We start from the raw sequence: 17,956 nt of genomic DNA, 5'->3' as shown, positions 1-17,956 counted from the left end.
ACAGCGTACCTTCATTGACGCTGGCATCGACGCCGGCATCGACGACGATGACTTCGGCCGGCGGCGTCACCGTGATGCTCTTGGTGCCCGCATTGGCGTGGGTGCCGTCCTCGTCGACCACCGCGACAGCGATGGTCGGCGTACCCGGCGCGGCATAGGTGTGGGTGACCTGCCCGTTCGCCGGCAGGGACGCCGCCGGGATGACCTCGACGGCGGTGCCGTCGCCCCAGTTGATGTGGTATTCGGTCACCGTGTCGGTGCCGGGATCGTACACTGGCCCGAAGTTGCTCGGCCCACTCAGGTCGAGCGTATAGACCAGGCCCTGTTCGACCGTGTTGTTGCCACTCATGTACGGCAGCGTCGGCGCCACGTTGTTCACCGTCACCGTGAAGCTGTCGGTCTCGATGCTGTTGGCCTGGCCCTGCTGGTCGTTGGCGGTCACGGTCACGGTGTAGCTGCCGTCATCGGGCAGGGTCAGCCCGATGGAGGGGTTGCCGGAGCCGGTGCTGAAGCTGTAGCCGCCGGTCTGGCCGCCGCTGCCCACCCAGCTCACCGTCACCAGATGAACGTCCGACAGATCGGGATCGCCGATCAAGATGTTGTGGCCGAATGAGGTACCTTCATTGGCCGTCTGGCCGGCGCCGGCTTCCAGCGCCGGGCCGTCGTTGACGTTGTTGACGGTGATGTTGGTGAACACCGAGGCAGTGGCGAAGACGTTGCCATCGCTGCCGTTCCAGCGGAACTGGTCGGATCCGTAGAAGTTCGGGTTGCCCTGGTAGGTCAGCTTGTCGGCGGCCAGTTCGGCCACACTGATGACCTGTCCGGCAGTGACCGCGACACCGTCGAGCTTGAGGATGCCGGACGCCGGCAAGGTGATGATCTTGATCGCTGCCAGGGTCTGTCCCTCGGCATCGTAGAAGCCGGAGGCGAACAGATCGTCGCTCAGGATGATCGCCGCGTCTTCCGGGCCCACCACGTTGACATCCTGCACCTGTGGCGCCTGGTTGCTGTAGCGCTGCAGGAAGACATCGTGGGTGCTGTTGCCCTGGTTGTAGCCGCCCCAGGTGAGGATGAAGCCGCCGTCGGGCGTGCCGACCAGGTCGGAGTCCGCCGTGTACCCGTAGTTCGCGTCGGGGTTGACCTGCTGCTCGCTGTCGACCTTGCGGCCCGCGGCATCGTATTGCTGGAACAGGAGTTCATCGCCATTGCTCCAGCTGACGACGAAGCCACCGTTGGCCAGCCCGGCCACGGCCGGCAGGTACTGGTTGCTGCTGACGGTGTAGTTGACGCGGAACTCGGCGCCGACGGGATTGCCGTTGGTGTCGAAACGCTGGCCATAGACCCCCCAGCCGCTGGTGTCCTGGTTGCTGTCGGAACCCCAGACCACGACGTAACCACCGTCGTTCAGCGCCGCCACGTCCTGTTGGTACTGGCCGTTGGCGGTGTAGGTGTTGGCGCGGAATTCGCTGCCGTCCTTCGTGCCGTCGGCGTTGAAGCGCTGGCCGTAGACGCCGGCGCTGCTGCCGTCCTGGTCGTTGGAACGCCACACCACCACATAGCGACCATCGGCGAGCGTGGCCGCCTGCGGGCTGTCCTGGTAGCTGCTCTCGAAACCGGTGCTGGTGTTGACGCGGAATTGGGCGCCTTCCTTAACGCCGGCCGCGTCGAAACGCTGGGCATAGATATCTTGGTAACGGGCGCTGGCCTGCTCGTAATAGCCATACCACACCGCCACGAAGCCGCCGTTGTGCAGCGCGGCGAGATTGGGCATCGACTGCTCGTAGATCACTTCGCCGGCCACGTTCTGGTTGATGGCGAACTCGGCGCTGGTGGCGGTGCCGCCGTTGTCGAAGGTGCGGCCGACGACGTCGTAGCCGGTGTTACCAGCAATCTGGTTGTATCCCGCCCAGGCCACGGTGAAGCCACCGCCCTGCAGCGCGACGACCGTGGGCTGGTACTGGGTGCTGGCGGTTGTGGTGTTGACCTGGAACTGGCTGCCCAGCGGATTGTCGTTGCTGTCGTAGACCCGGGCGAACACCCCGTAGCCGCTGGTGTCCTGGCCGTTGGTGTCGGTGAACACCACGACATAGTTGCCGTTCGACAGATAGGCGATGGACGGATTTTCCTGCGTGCCTCCGGTTGTGCTGTTCACCACCTTCTCGGCGCCATACAGCGAGGCGCCATCCGGCTGGGCGGTGATGTTGATGGTGATCGCCCGCGGCGGCGTCACGCCGCCGTCGCCATCCGACAGGCTCAGCGAGACGGTGCGGCTCGGCTCGGGGTTGGACAGCGGGTTGGCGTAGGTCAGGTTCTCGATCAGCGCTTCCGCCGCGTCAGGCGTGGCGTTGGCGTTGAACAACACCGTCAGCGGCTTGCCGTTGACGCCATCCGACAAGATCGTACCGATGACCACGGCGCCGGTGCCGAAGTTGAAGGTGACCTGGTTCCCAGAAACGCCGATCTGCTCGACCCCTGTGCCCTCGTTGCGAATGCCGAGCTGGTCCTGGGCGTTGATGCCGGGGATGTCGAACTGATTGGCGTTGCCGTAGGGCGTGACATAGCTCACGTCGAGGCGACCACCGGCGAAGTTGCTCGAATCCGGATCGATCAGCCCGACACCCGCGTCGATGAGCTGCGGCGTGTCGTTGATCAGGTTCTCCATGAACGTGACGCTGGAGACCAGATCGACGATCTGCGGCGCGGTCTGGCGCGGGAAGTCGGCCGGGTTGCCGACGATGCGCTGGAAGATGCCGCTGTCGCTGGCGTCGTAGTAGCCCCACCAGCTGACGACGAAGCTGCCATTGGCCAAGGCCACCACGGCCGGCTCCTGGTCGCTGGTGGTGCCCGGACCGTTGAGCTGCAGCTCGCCGTCCACCCGGTTGCCCAGCGCGTCGTACTGCTGGGCCAGGATCCGGTGGCCGCTGCTGTTGTCGTACCAGGTCACGACGAAGCCGCCATTGGCCAGGGTGGCCACCTGGGGCTCATTCTGCCAGTTGTAGTAGGTGTCGTTGACGCGGAACTCGCCCGTCACCGGGCTGCCCGCCTGATCGAACAGGCGCGCATAGATACCGTCGACGGAACTGTCCTGGCCGCGCGAGACCCACACGGCGACGAACCCGTTGGCCGTGGCGGTGATGCTCGGGGCGTACTGGTAGTCGCTGGTGTAGGTGTTGAGCTGGAACTCGCTGCCCAGCTTGGCGCCGGTACTGGCGCTGAAGCGCTGCGCATAGACGCCGGAACTGGAGCCGTCCTGCTGTTCGCCGCGCCACGCCACCAGGATGTCGCCACTGGCGAGCTGGATGACGGCGGGTTCCGACTGGTAGGCGTCTTCGTAACCCGTGCTGGTGTTGGCCCGGGTTTCCGATCCGGCTGCCACACCGGCAGCGTCGAAGCGCTGGAAGAAGACGTCGTAGTAGCGGCCGTCGCGCACGCCGCTGGAATACCAGGCGACGGCGAAGCCGCCATCGGCCAGGGCGGTGATCGCCGGCTGGTGCTGGGTGCCATCGGCCGTGGTGTTGACCAGGAACTCGGACCCCACCTTGAGGCCGTCGTCGTCGAAGCGCTGGCCGATGAGGCCATCGCCCGAGGCATCACGGTACTGGCCTCGGAAAACGGCGACGAAGCCGCCATCCATGAGGCCGGCCACCGCCACCTCGGTCTGGTTGTAGGGGGTGAAGTCGCTCACCCGGAACTCGTTGCCGACGCGCGTGCCGTCGGCTGCGAAGCGCTGGCCGAAGATGCCGTAATCCCAGCCGTCCTGGCCATTGGACTGCCACAGGGTGACGTAGCCGCCGTCCGCCAGCCTGGCCATGGCGGGCGCGCTTTGCGTGCTGGTGGTGTAGGTGTTGACCTGCTCGGCGCTGAACAGCGGGATGGGGGCGTCAGCCTGCGGCGTGACGTCGATCTGCACGGTGCGCGGCTCGGAGGTCGTGCCGTCGCCGTCGCTCACGGTGACGCTGACCAGGCGGCTTGGCACCGGGTCGCTGGAGCTGTTGCGGTAGGTCAGGTTCTCGATGACCGCTTCCACCTTGTCGGCGTTGGCGTTGGCGGTGAACTCGATCACCAGGTCGACGCCGTTCTGGCCGTTGAAGCCGGAGACAATGGCGCCGATCGCCGTACCGCCGTAGCTGACGACCCCCGTGCCGGCGTTGAAGCCGACCTGGCCAGCGCCGCTGCCCTGGTTGCGCACGCTGAAGTGGTCCTGCGTCGGCAGGTTCTGCGACAGGTCGGACCCCAGACTGTTGTAACCGGAGATCACCGACACGATCAGGCGGCCGCCGGCGAAGTCGGCGGAATCGCTGTCGTTGACGCTGACGGCCGGGTCAAGGAGGACACCTGCCGGCAGATTGGCGTCGTTCTCCAGCACGCTGACGCTGGCTGCCAGGTCGCTGATGACCGGGGCAGCGGACTTGCTGAGCGAGCCGGCCGGGCCGAACAGGTTCTGGTAGATGCCGTAGGTGTTGTTGGCATCCTGACCGTGGGACTGCCACGCCGCCACCCAGCGGTCACCGCCGAGGCCCGCCACGTCGGGGCGGTACTGCGTGCTGCTGGTCGTGCTGTTCAACAGCAGCGGCGCGTCGACCTTGTTGCCGGCGGCGTCGAACTGCTGCGCAAAGCTGTCGTGTCCGCTGACGCCGGAACTGTCGCTCCAGGCCACCACGTAGCCGCCATTGCCGAGCGCGCTGATGCGGCTGTACGTGTCGCCATTGCTGGGCGCAGTGGGGCCGTCGTTGACCAGCACCTCGCCGCCGATCTTGACGCCTGCCGCGGTGTAGCGCTGCGCCATGATCGACCAGCCGCCGAGACCGGCGTTGTTGCTGACCCAACTGACCACGAAGTCGCCATTGCTCAACACCGCCACGTCAGGGTTGGACTGATCGCTGATGTTGTAGGTGTTGACCTGGAACTCGGCGGAGCGGACCGCACCGTTGGCATTCATCAGCCGGGCCTGGACGCTCCAGCCGTCACCGTCCTGGCCATTGGAGTGCCACACCACCACGTAGCCGCCGTCGGCGAGCCTGGCCAACTGCGGGAAGGACTGGTTGCCAGAAACATAGGTGTTGACGGTGAACGGCGCACCCTGGGCGACGCCGCCGGCGTCGTAGTGCTGCACCCGCACACCGTAGTCGTTGCCGTCGGCGTTGCTGTAGTCGGTGTAGGCGATGACGAAGGCGCCGCCGTTCAGGCCGAGCACCTGCGCCTGGAACTGGTGGTGGTAGTTGGTGGCGGTGTTGACCAGGAACTCGCCGCCTACCGGCTGGCCGTCGGCGCCATAGCGCTGCGCGTAGACACCGTAGTAGGAGCCATCCTGGTTATTGGAGTCCCAGGTAACGACGAAGCCCCCGGTGGACAGCCCGGCCACGCCGAGCAGCGAGTGGCTGTGCTGGCTATCAGGCGTGTAGCTGTTAGCCTGGAACTCGGGGCCGATCGCCGATCCGTTGGCGTCGAAGCGCTGGGCGAACACGCCCCAGCCGTCGCTGTCCTGGCCGTTGGATTCCCAGACCACCACGTACTGACCGGCGTTGCCGCCCTGCAGGGCGGCGATGATCGGTTCGATCTGGTCACTCGTGGTGTAGGTGTTGACGCGCTGTTCCTGACTCAGCAGCGCCACGGCGCCGTCGGTCTGGGCAGCGACGTCGATGGTCATGGTGCGCGGTGCGCTCTGGCCACCGTCGCCGTCCGAGACGACGATCGATACCGTGCGGCTGGCGGTCGGGTTGCTCGAGCTGTTGCGGTAGGTGAGGTTCTCGATGACCGCTTCGACCGCCTCGGCGGTGGCGCTGACGTTGAACTGCAGCACCAGATCGACGCCGTTCTGGCCGTTGCTCAGCACGCTGCCGATGGCCGTGCCACCGTAGCTCACGGTGCTGCCGGCGAGACCCACCTGGCCGGCGCCGCTGCCCTGGTTACGCACGCTGAAGTGGTCCTGTTGGTGGGCGGCGGGGTCGAAGGCCTGGGCGGCGCCATAGCCGGTGATGACGCTCACCACCAGACGACCGCCGTCGAAATTGGTCGAGTCGCCATCAACGACGCGAACGCCCGGATCGACAAGCTGGGCAGCGGCGTTGACGTCGTTCTCGTTGAAGCTGACGGCGGTCTCGAGGTCCAGCAGTTCGGGATTCGCCTGCCGGGTGACGCTGCCCGGCGTGCCGAACACCCGCTGGAAGACTCCGTGGCTGCTGTTGCCATCGGTTTCCTGGTAGTTGCTCATCCAGACGGCGACGAAGTTGTTGCCGGTGAGGGCGGCGACATCCGGGTAGTGCTGATTGTTGGCGGTGTTGCTGTTCAGCGAGAAGGGGCCGTCGACCTTGTTGCCGCTGGCGTCGAACTCCTGCGCGTAGACTCCGTAGCCACTGTCGCTGGGGCTCGCATGTCCGTCCCAGCTGACGACGAAACCGCCACCCTGCAGGGCGGTCACGTGCGGCCACTGGCCGTAGGAGGAGTCGAAGTCGCTGGTGCTGACGGTGAATTCGCCGCCGACAGTCACCCCGGCCGCGGTGTAGAGCTGGCCGCGGACGCTGCTGTTGGAGTCATCGTGCCAGACAACGACGATGCGGCTGTTGGCCAGTACCGCGACGTCGGGGTTGGCCTGGTTGCTGCTGGTGTTCGTGTTGACGCGGAATTCGCTGCCCACCCTGGTGCCGGTGAGGTCGAAACGCTGCGCATAGACACCCCAGCCGGAACCGTCCTGGCCGCTGGACTGCCAGACGGCGATGAAGCCGCTCTCGTCCGTTCCAGCGGTTGCGGAGTCGTCCTTCAGCGCCGCCAGGTAGGGCGTGTACTGCTGGTTCGGCAGGTAGCTGTTGAGCTGGAAATCCGCGCCGACGGGCGTGCCATCAGCCGCGTAGAGTCTGGCGAAGCTGCCGTAGTTGTTGGTGTCCCGATACTGGTCCGCCCAGGCGATGACGAAGTTGCCATTGGCGAGACCAAGGGCGGTCGGATGCGTCTGGTCGTATTGCGTGACGGCCGTGGAGACGAGGAATTCGCTTCCCGCCGGGGCGCCATTCAGGTCGTAGCGCTGCGCGTAGACGCCGCCCGAAGAACCGTCCTGGCCCTCGCTGCGCCAGACGACGACGAAGCCGCCGTTGGCCAGGCTGGCGACCATGGGCTCGGCCTGGTCGTTGCTGGCATAGGTGTTGACCTGGAACTCGGTGCCCACCTCCACGCCCTGGGCATTGTAGCGCTGCGCGAAGACGCCGGTGCCGCTGCCGTCCTCGGTGGGCGAGCGCCAGACCACCACGTAGCTGCCGGCGTTGGGGCCTTCCAGACCCACCACACGCGGGTAGTACTGGTCGCCGGGCATGTAGGTGTTCACCTGCTCGTCGCTGGTCAGCGGTTGCACGCCCTCGTCCTCGGGGGTGATGTCGATCACCAGGTTCTGCGACGCCGTGGCGCTGGCCGAATCCCGGATCTGGACCTGGATGCTGCGGCTGGCCAGAGGGCCGTCGCTGGTGGTCTGGTAGCGCAGGTTCTCGATCACCCGCTCCACCGCCTGCGCGGTCACCGAGGCATTGAAGTTGACCACCAGCTGGTCGCCGTTGGCGCCGGTGTCGGCGGCGTTGATGCTGCCGATGACGACGCCTTGGTAGCTGATGTCGCTGCCGGACACGCCCACCTGACCGGCGCTCGTTCCCTGATGACGGATGCCGAGTTGGTCGTCGGCGCGACCGGTGCTGGAAAGGTAGGACACGGTCAACGTCGTGACCGGATTGGCGCCCTGCGTGACGGCAACGTTGTCGTCCAGCACCGCGCCGAGCTGGGCGGCGGCTTCGCCGAGGGTGACGACGGCTTCCAGATCGGTGAGGCTGAGCGCGGCGGTCGGGTTGGCCGCCTGGATGGTGAGCGTGGCGATGACCGGCTCGGAGGCGCCACCGTCGCCGTCGAACAGGCGGAAAGCCACGCTGCGACTGCCGTTGGGAGCGGTGACGTCGTTGTAGCGATAGGTGATGTTCTCGACCAGGTGACGGACTGCCGCCGCTGTCGCGCTGGCGTTGAAGCTGACGACCAGCGGGGCGCCGGCGCTGCCGCCGGCCCAGGTACCGATCACCGTGCCGGCGTAGCTGATGTCGCTGCCGGATACGCCGATCTGGCCGGTGCCCGTGCCTTCGTCGTTGACGGCCAGCACATCCTGCGCCAGCTGACCGGAGCTGAAGTAGACCCAGAGGCTGCCGCCGTCGAAGTTGGCAGAATCGCTGTCCGCAACCTGCACGTCGGCATCGATGAACTGCGCCGTGACCGCCTGGGCGGCACCGAGCGTGCGGCTGGTTACGAGGTCGTCGAGCACCGGGTTGGCCTGCCGCTGCAGTTCGGCGGGATCACCGAACAGTTGCTGATACATGCCATACAGACTGCCGTCCTGCGTATAGGAGGCCCAGGTGACGACGTAGTTGCCGTTGCCGAGGTCGGCAACGGCCGGATAGGCTTGCGTGCTCGAGGTGAAGGTGTTGACCAGGCGTTCGCCATCGAGCGCATTGCCGGCTGCATCGTATTCGCGCAGATAGACGTTGGCGGACGTGCCGTCGGGGCCCGTATTGTCGTTGTAGAAGGCGACGACGAAGCCGCCGCCGGACAGCCCGGTGACGCTGGACAGGTACTGATTGCCGCTGGTGAACTCGTTGACCCGGAAATTCCCGCCCTGTGCGACGCCGCCGGCGTCGTAGCGCTGCGCCATGACGGCCGCTCCGCTGCCGTCCTGGCTGTCGTCGCGCCAGACGACGACGTAGCCGCCGCCGTCGAGCATCGCCAGCCGCGTCTCGTACTGATTGCCGCCGGTGTTGGCATTGACGACGGCCTCGGGACCAAGCCTGGTGCCGCTGCTGTCGAAGCGCTGCGTGACTATGCCTGCACCGCTGCCGTCCTGACCGTCCGAGCGCCAGGCGACGACGAAGGACCCGTCATTGCGTGCGGCGACTGCCGGCTCGTACTGGTTGCCGCTGGTCGTGGTGTTGACGCGGAACTCAGGACCGACGGCACTGCCATCGTTGAGGTAGCGTTGCGCGTACACGCCGTAACCGCTGCCGTCCTGGCCGTTGGAGTACCAAGTGACGATGAATCCGCTGCCGTGCGCGGCGACGCTCGGCTGTGCCTGGTCGTTGGTGGTGACGGTATTGACGCGGAACTCGGGGCCGACGGCGACGCCGCTGGCGTTGTAGCGCTGTGCGTAGACGCCGTACGAACTGCCGTCGACATTGCTCGCGCGGTTGGTCCAGGCGACGACGAAGCCACCGGTCGACAGCGCAGCGACGCTGGCCTCGAGCTGATCACCGGTCGTCGCCGTGTTGACGCGGAACTCCGGGCCGACGGCGACGCCGCTGGCGCTGAAGCGCTGGCCGTAGATGCCGCTGCCGCTGCCGTCCTGGGCGTCGTCGCTGCGCCAGATGGTGACGTAACCGCCACTGGCGAGCCGTGCGATGCCCTCGGTGTACTGGTTGCCGCTGACGTGGGTGTTGAGGCGCCCGTCCTCACCGTGGGCCTTGGGCGTGCCGTCGACCTGGTCGTTGACCACGATGTCGAGGACGTTGGCGATGCTGCTGCCGCCGTCGCCGTCGGAGACGCGCAGTCCCAGGCTGCGGCTGGCGTTCGGGCTGACGTCCGTGTTGCCGTAGCCGAGCCGCTGGATCAGCGCCTCGACCGCCTCGGGGGTCGCGGCATCGCTGTTGAAATCGATGCGCAGGTTGCTGCCGTTGCTGCCGCCGCTGAGCGTGCCGATCGCGACACCGCCATAGCTCACGGTGTTGCCCGCGACGCCGATCTGGCCGGCGTCGGTGCCCTGATGGACGACGCCGAGCTGGTCTTCCGTCGCCTGCCCGGCGAGATAGTAGAGGTCCAGGCGGCCGCCGTTGAAGTTGGCGGAATCGCTGTCGGTCAGGCTGACGGCGGAGTCGATGACCTGCAGGCCGGCGTTGACCGCGTTCTCGTCGAAGGTCGCCGTGCCGGTGAAATCGGCCAGGTCCGGGTTCGCCTGCCGGGGCAGTTCGGCGGTGGCGCCGAAGAGCTGCTGGTAGATGCCGTAGCTGGAACCCGAGCCATCCTGGTACTGACTGGTCCAGGTGACCACGTAGTTGCCGTTGCCGAGATCCGCGAGGGCGGGTTCGCCCTGGTAGTGGTTGCTGCCGTTGTAGGTGTTGACCTTGCGGTCGCCGTCCACCGCCATGCCGCTGGCGTCGAACTCGCGGATGTAGGCATCGTAGTAGGTGCCGGTGGGTTCCGGGTTGTCGTTATAGAAGCCGACGACGAAACCGCCGGTAGACAGGCCGATGACGTCGACCTGGTACTGGTTGCCACTGCTGAACTCATTGACCTGAAACTCGCCGCCGACCTTGGTGCCGCCGGCAGTGAAGCGCTGGCCCATGACCGCCCAGCCGCTGCCGTCGTTGGCGTTGGAGGGCCAGACGACGACGAAGCCGCCGTCGGCGAGCGCCGCCACGTTCGGCTCGTAGTCACCGGAGGCACCGTTGCCCTGCGAGCCGGAGGTGGTGGTGTTCACCAGGACGGTGTCGCTCCAGGTGGTCGTGCCGGCATGGTAGAAGCGACCATAGACGCCGTCGGCGGCGCCATCGTTGCCGCCGTCGTCGGTCCACACGACGAACAGGTTGCCGTTGGCTTGGGCGGCCACCTCGGGTACGTACTGGTTGCCGGCCTGGGCGGTGCCGCTGCCGGGGTTGGTGCTGACCCGGACCTCGGGCCCGATCCTGTTGCCGGAATTGTCCCAGCGCTGCACGTAGATGTCCTGGCTACTTCCGCCACTCTGGGTGGACGACCAGACAGTGGCGAAGCCGCCGCTGTAGGCGGCGACGGCGTCGTGGTACTGGGTGCTGCTGGTGACGGTGTTGACCACGAACTGGCTGCCGGCGGGCGCACCGGTAGCGTCGAAGCGCTGGCCATAAACGCCCCAGCCCGAACCGTCATGGCCGTTGCTGTCCTGCCAGGTGATGACGAAGCCGCCGCCGGACAGGCCGGCGACGTGCGGCCAGCTCTGCTCGCCGCCGGTCAGGCTGTTGACTTTGAATTCGGGCCCCACCGCCACGCCGCTGGCGCTGAACCGCTGGGCGTAAATCCCCCAGGAGCTGCCGTCCTGATACTGGCTGATCCAGGTCACCACATAGCTGCCGTCGGCCAGGGTGGCGACGTTCGGGTTCTGCTGGTGATCTGCCGTGTAGCTATTGACCCGGTCCTCGCCGTGGGCAGCTGGGGTGCCGTCCAGTTCCCGGGTGAGGTTGATGGTCAGCACGTTGGCGATGCTGTTGCCGCCGTCGCCGTCGGAAACGCGCAGGCCGAGGCTACGGCTGGCATTTGGACTGGAGTCGGTGTTGGCGTAGCCGAGGCGCTGGATCAGGGCCTCCACCGCATCCGGCGTAGCGGCGTCGCTGCTGAAGTCGATGCGCAGATTCGCACCGTTGCCGCCGCCGCTGATCGTGCCGATGACGGTGCCACCATAGCTGACGGTGTTGCCGGAGACGCCGATCTCGCCGGCACCGCTGCCCTGGTGCACGACGCCCAGCTGGTCCTCGGCCGCCTGCCCGGTGAGGTAGTACAGGTCGAGCCGGCCGCCGTTGAAGTTGGCGGAATCGCTGTCGGTGAGTCCGACCGATTCATCGATGATCTGCAGGCCGGCGTTGACCGCGTTCTCGTTGAAGCCGACGGTGCCGGTGAAGTCGGCGAGATCCGGGTTGGCCGAGCGCGGCAGTTCGGCTGTGTCGCCAAACAACTGCTGGTAGATGCCGCTGTTGGAGCCATCCTGGTAGTCGGAGCGCCACACCACCACGTAGTTGCCGCTGCCCAGGTCGGCCAGGGCGGCCTGGTGCTGGTTGTTGCTGGTGGTGGTGTTGACCACCCGGTCGCCGTCCACCGGTTTGCCCTGGGCGTCGTATTCGCGGACGTGGACGTTGTTCGGCGTGCCGTCGGGGCCGTTGTTGTCGTTGAAGAAGCTGACGACGAAGCCGCCGGTCGACAGGCCGATGACGTCGGGCTCGTACTGGCTGCCGGTGGTGTATTCGTTGACCCGGATGGCCGCCCCGACCTTTGCGTCATTGGCCGCGTAGCGCTGCGCCATCACCGCCGAGCCGCTGCCGTCCTGATTGTTCTCGCGCCAGACGACGACATAGCCGCCGTCGCTGAGGGCAGCCACCCGGGCTTCGTACTGAGCGTCGTCGGTGCGCGTGTTGACCAGGAAGGTGTTGCCGAACGTGCCGCTGCCCACGTCGAAGCGGCGGGCGTATACACCATGGCTGTTGCCGTCGTTACTGCCATCGTCCCGCCAGACGATGAGCAGGTCGCCATCGTTGAGGGTGGCGATGTCGGGCAGGTACTGGTGACTGTTCTGGGGGTCGGCCGGGTCGCCCGGGGTGGTGCTGACCAGCAGTCCGCTGCCGTCCAACGCCGTACCATCGTTGTTGAAGCGGCGCAGATAGATGTCGTGATAACCGCCGTCGGCCGGGTTGTAGGAACTCCAGACCGCGGCGAAGCCGCCGTTGTAGGCGGCCACGGCGTCGTGGTACTGACTGTTGGCGGTGTAGCTCGAGAGGACGAACTGCCCGCCCTGGGCGACGCCAGCTGCATTGTAGCGCTGGCCGAAGACCCCGGAACCGGAACCGTCGTAGCCCGCGCTGTCCTGCCAGGTGACGACGAAGCCGCCGTCGGAAAGACCCGCCACGTGGGCGTATTCCTGACTGGCACCGGTCAGGGTCGGGACGCGGAACTCCGGCCCCACTGCCACGCCGCTGCCGTTGTAGCGCTGCGCATAGATGCCGTCGGCGTCGCTGGGGGTATCCTGGCTGCGCGAGGTCCACACCACCACGTAACCGCCGCCCGCCAGGCGCGCCACTTCGGGATTGTGCTGGTAGTCGGTGGTGTAGGTGTTGACCCGCTCCTCGCCGTAAGCGGCCGGAGTCCCGTCCAGTTCCCGGGTCAGGTTGATGGTGATGATGCCACCGAAAGTCGAACCGCCGTCGCCGTCGGAGACGCGGATGCCCACCTCGCGCGTCAGGGCGGGGTTGCCGCTGCTGTTGCCGTAGCCGAGGCGCTGGATCAGTTCCTCGACGGCGTTCGGGGTGGCGCTGGCGTTCAGGTCGATGATCAGGCTGGCGCCGTTGCTGCCGCCGCTGAGGGTGCCGATGGGGGTGCCGCCGTAGCTGACGGTGGCACCGGCGACGCCGATCTGGCCGGGTCCGGTGCCCTCATGCACCACCCCCAGCTGGTCTTCGGCGGCCGCGCCGGCCTTGACGTAGTACAGCTCGATACGACCGCCGTCAAAGTCCGCCGAGTCGGCATCGGTCAGACTGACCGCCGCATCGAGCACCTGCAGACCGGCGTTGACCAGGTTCTCGCCGAAGCTGACGGTCCCGCTGAAGTCCGCCAGAACCGGATCGGCCTGGCGGCTGAAATCGGCCGGGTCGCCGAAGATCTGCTGATAGATGCCGTAATTGCTGCCATCCTGGTTGTAGGAGGACCAGCTCACGACGTAGTTGCCGTTGCCGAGGTCGGCCACCACTGGCTGGATCTGTGCGTTGCTGCCGTTGTCGTAGGTGTTGATTTTCTGCTCGCCGCTGGCCGGCAGCCCGGCGGCGTCGTACTCGCGGGTGTAGATCTCGTAATACCTGCCTTCCGCCGGCACGAAGTAGCTGTACCAGGTGACGACGAAGCCGCCACTGGACAGGCCGGTCACGTCGGGATTGCCCTGGTCGTTGGCGGTCGCGACGTTGACGCGGAACTCACCGCCGGCGGCATTGCCGGAGGCATCGTAGCGCTGGCCGTAGACCCCGTCACTGCCGCCGTCCTGGTCACGCGACTGCCAGACGACGACGAAGCCGCCGTCGGACAGGGTCGCCACCCGCGGCGCAAACTGGTAAGTCGGCGTATACGTGTTGACGTGGAATTCGCCACCGACCTTGGCGCCCGTGCTGGCGTAGCGCTGTCCGTAGACACCCGAATAGCCATCGCCTTCCTGACCTTCGGAACGCCACACGACCACGTAGCTGCCGTCGGCATAGGCCGCGACGTCAGGTTCCCACTGGTGACTGGTGGTATAGGTGTTGACCTGGAACTCGTTCTGCCCACCCGTCTGCACGACGTTGCCGGCATTGTCGAAACGGGTGCCGAAGACGCCATAACTGCTGGTATCCACGTTGCCGGCAGCGTTGGCCCAGGTGACCACGAAGCCGCCGGTGTAGGCTGCCACGCTGGGTTGATACTGCGTGCTGTAGGTCGTCGTGTTGACGCGGAACTCGCCCCCCTGCGGCACGCCGCCGGCACTGTAGCGCTGGGCATAGATGCCCCAGCCACTGCCGTCGGCGCCGCCATCGTCGGACCAGACGATGACGAAGCCGCCATCGGAGAGCGCGGCGATCCTCGGGTCGGTCTGGTTGCTGCCGGTGGTCGTATTGACCCGGAACTCGGGGCCGATGGCGACCCCGTTGGCATCCATCCGCTGGGCGTAAACTCCCTCGACACTGCCATCCTGATTGTTCGAGACCCAGGTGGTGACGTAGCCTCCACCGGCGAGGGGCGCCATGGCCGGAGCCGACTGGCTGTTGGAGAAATAGGAATTTACCCGCTCTTCACCGAAGACTTTCATCACCAATCCCCTTAAAAGGCCAACCTCTGGAGTGCTCTGGAGTCCGTGCGTGCCGCTCCGCGAACCCTCTGCTCGAATGAGCGTCGCAACGCAAGATCCGTGCCCAATCGATGCTCGACCATTAAATCAGACTATGAGCGAATACCTCATCAGCCGGAACGGTATAACTGTAAAAAAACCCGACAGGTTGATGACGGTACCGGCGCAAGCCCGGACAGTGCCAGTTCGCAAACACGGCCTGCCGGCAGGACAGCCGAGAGGAAGGGGGACGGCAGGCTGCCTCCCCGGCGGATGGCAGGCGCCCGGGATGCTGCCGGCAGAGCGCTGCAGCGCCGCCTTCGGCGCCGCCGGGCAGCGGCAGACGACGCCTGCACCCGAGGGGAACGAACCGTCAGGGAAGGGGCGACCGCGCACGGTGCTTCGGTGACGCGATTCCTCTGCGTCGGTCAGTGCCCGGCGCCGACGGTGATGGCCGGCGACCGCGAGGCGAATTCAGCCCGCGCGGCTGCCGAGCAGGAAGCTGCCGATGCGCTGCAGGCGTAACGGTGCCGCCTCGCCATCGACGCCGGCCAGCAAGGGACCGGCTGCCGCCGCCAGTTCGGCGGCCCGCTCCGGCGTCAGCAGCGGCGCCCGCTGGCTGAACTCGATCAGTACCAGCTGTTCTTCACGGCTGAGTGCGCATGGCGGTGGCTCGCTGCCGACATCGCTGCCAGCGCTCATCGGCGGCCGGCGGCCACTGCCGACATGCACCACCAGCGTCCCGGCGGCGAGATCGCCGAGCCGCTTGCCGTCGGCGTCAAGCAGGCTGCTGATGAAGCCGGTGGCATAGAACAGCGGCAGGAAGTCGATGGCGCGCAAGCTGTTGCGGATGAACCCCGCGTTGCCGCCGACCGGCCGCCCGTCGTCGTGCACCACCGCCAGCCCGCAGGCCCTCTTGCCCGGTGTCTGCCCGTGAAACCAGATCTCGAAGACGATCGGATAGATCCACTCGAGAAGGAAGGCAGCGAGCAGGAGCAGGCCGGCGCCGAAGTCGCCGAGTCGGGAAGCGACGACCACCAGCAGCAGCCAGACAGCGAAGCGGATCAGGAAATCGACCAGCCAGGCACGCGCGCGTACCACCGGACCGGCCAGCCGCAGGTCGATGATGCAACCCTCGGGAGTCGCCAGCCGGCGCACCGTATCCAGACGCTCGCTGCCCGTCACTCGGCGAAGAAGATGTCGCGATAGGCGGCGTAGAGCGAGGCGTAGATCACCGGCAGCAGCAGCAGCCAGCCAAGCAGCAGCGGCAGGCTGGCGCAGACCGCGAGGAGCAGGACGAGGACGCCATAGACCATGAACGGCGGAAAGTTGCGCAAGGCGACGCGCAGGCTGGTCCAGATCGCCTGGCTGGCCGAAAAGTCGTGCAGTACGACCAGCGGCGGCGCCAGCCAGACGGCCATTGCCAGCGGCGTGAACACCAGGATCATCACACCGAGCGACAGCAGGAAGGTCCACAGCGCCGCCTCGCCGCCCGCACCGTCCGCCGCGCCGACGGCCACCGCCCCGGTCAGCGCGGCAACCACGCCGATGATGATGGCCATCAGCAACAGGCCGAGAAGATAGAGCAGGCCCACCATCAGCAGCGTACCCGGGCGCCGCGAGAAACCGGCGAACAGGTGCGAGAAGCGGATGCCCTCCCCGTCCTCGATGGCGCGGCAGCCGATGCTGAGTCCGCCGATGAACACCGGCGCCAGCAGGTTCACGGCGACGTTCAGGAACGGCATGCTGCCGAGGATCAGCAACACCGCCAGACAGGCGACCGCGATGCCGATCCAGGTCCCCGGCGCCGTGCGGAAGAGTTCCCAGCCCCTCTGCAGCCAGCGGTAGCCGTGGCTGAGCGGCAGCAGGCGACCGCCGCCCTGGAAATCGCCTACGACCAGCTCGCCATGGTCCTGCAGGCGCGCCACCGGCGTCTGAAATGGATTGTCCTGGATACTCATCGCGCCCCCCGCGCCGCGGCCGTCGCCATGGCCGCCATCGTCGTCGTCACCACCGCGGCGCTGTCGCGCCGCCGTCCGCAGGCGCGTACTATAGCGTGCCCGCGCGCTTTCTGGCTCGGTAATGATTGATCAGCACAACCGGCAACTCGCTCGCACTGACATCCAGGACCTCGACGCCACCGTGGCGCAGCAGGGCCAGTTGCCGCCGCCGGGCCTGCAGGTACTCGAGACCGGTGGCGCGCAGCAGGGCGGCAGGGAAGTCCTCGACCGGAGCCTCGAGCACCTCATCGAGAACCGGTTCGCGCAGGCTGGCGACGCTGACCGCGTGCCGGCGACGCAAGTGCCGCACCGCCGGCAGCAGGGTATCGTCGTCCTCGTCGCGCAGGTTGGTGACCAGGATCACCAGCGCCCGCTTGCGCAGGTGGTGGCTCAGCGTCTCGCTGGCGGCGAGATAATCGGGTACCTGCAGCGATGGCTCGAGGTCGTAGACCGCGTTCATCAGCGTGTTGACCGTCGCCACCGTCTTGCCCGGCAGCAGAACCCGCGGCCGCGCATGGCCGAAGGTGGCGAGACCGACCGCGTCGCCCTGGCGCAGGGCGACCCAGGCGAGCAGGAGAAGGGCGTTGAGGGTATGGTCGAAGTGCGACAGGTCGCCGTCGCGGGCGCGCATGCGGGCGCTGCAGTCGAGCAGGAAGACGATCTGCTGGTCGCGCTCGTCGGCGTATTCGCGCGAGATCATGCGGCTGACGCGGGAACTCGCCTTCCAGTCGATCTGCCGCGGCGAATCGTCCTGGCGGTAGTCGCGCAGTTGCTGGAACTCCATCCCCTGCCCGCGCCGCCGCCGCTGCAGGATGCCGATCTGCGACAGCCGGTTGTCGGTGGCGAGCAGCGTGTAGTGGGCGATGCGCGCGAAGTTCGGGTACACCCGCACCTCGTCGTGGGCCGGCAGCCGCTCCTGCATCTGCCACAGGCGCAGTGGCGACGAGCGGCGCAGGGTGATGCCGTCGAAGCACTGTCGGCCGCGCTCGCTGACCGCCACGCGGTAGGCCAGGCGCAGCCCGCGCCCGCGCGCGAGCGCAAAACGCAGCGGCAGGCCGTCGCTGGCGAAGGCCGCCGGGTGGCCGTCGGTCAGCCAGCCGCGGGCAGCGGCGCTGTCACAGCGCAAACGCAGGCCGACGGTCTGCCAGGTCCCCACCGGCATCGCGTGCGCCAGTTGCCGCTGCACGCTGACCTCGCCACGCCGGCTGCGGGCAGCCAGCGCATCGGCGACCGCCAGGGCAGCCAGGGCGACGCCGGCGACCTGCCAGAAAGGCAACCAGGCGGGCACGACGGCAGCGGCCACCGCCAGCAGCAGCCAACAGCCGGCGGCCAGCAGGAGCGGACGATCGGGCAGGAGCATCGCGAA

Annotated in this window: 4 protein-coding genes; all 4 read right to left on the bottom strand. The window is 67.1% G+C overall.

All coding sequences use genetic code 11. The features are described 5' to 3' along the window. Positions 1 to 14,572 (bottom strand): hypothetical protein (locus tag NFW30_RS03630; RefSeq protein ID WP_295351458.1); only part of this gene is annotated, 14,572 nt, incomplete at its 3' end. A 492-nt stretch (positions 14,573 to 15,064) separates the two neighbouring features. Further along, the gene (locus tag NFW30_RS03625; protein ID WP_295351453.1) at positions 15,065 to 15,775 is read right to left on the bottom strand and encodes an RDD family protein; all 711 of its coding nucleotides are present in this window, start codon (positions 15,773 to 15,775) and stop codon (positions 15,065 to 15,067) included. After that, a complete protein-coding gene (locus tag NFW30_RS03620; RefSeq protein ID WP_295351450.1) occupies positions 15,772 to 16,551 on the bottom strand; it encodes a BPSS1780 family membrane protein in 780 nt (259 codons plus the stop codon). The genes NFW30_RS03625 and NFW30_RS03620 overlap by 4 nt, the downstream gene beginning before the upstream one ends. 88 nt (positions 16,552 to 16,639) lie before the next feature. Continuing rightward, positions 16,640 to 17,950 carry a DUF58 domain-containing protein gene (locus NFW30_RS03615; RefSeq protein WP_295351447.1) on the bottom strand — a complete coding sequence of 437 codons (1,311 nt, stop codon included), beginning with the start codon at positions 17,948 to 17,950 and terminating at the stop codon, positions 16,640 to 16,642. Between the last annotated feature and the right edge of the window lie 6 nt (positions 17,951 to 17,956).

Source organism: Accumulibacter sp. (assembly GCF_023806635.1).
GTDB lineage: Bacteria > Pseudomonadota > Gammaproteobacteria > Burkholderiales > Rhodocyclaceae > Accumulibacter.
This window is presented reverse-complemented; position numbering and strand designations above follow the sequence as displayed.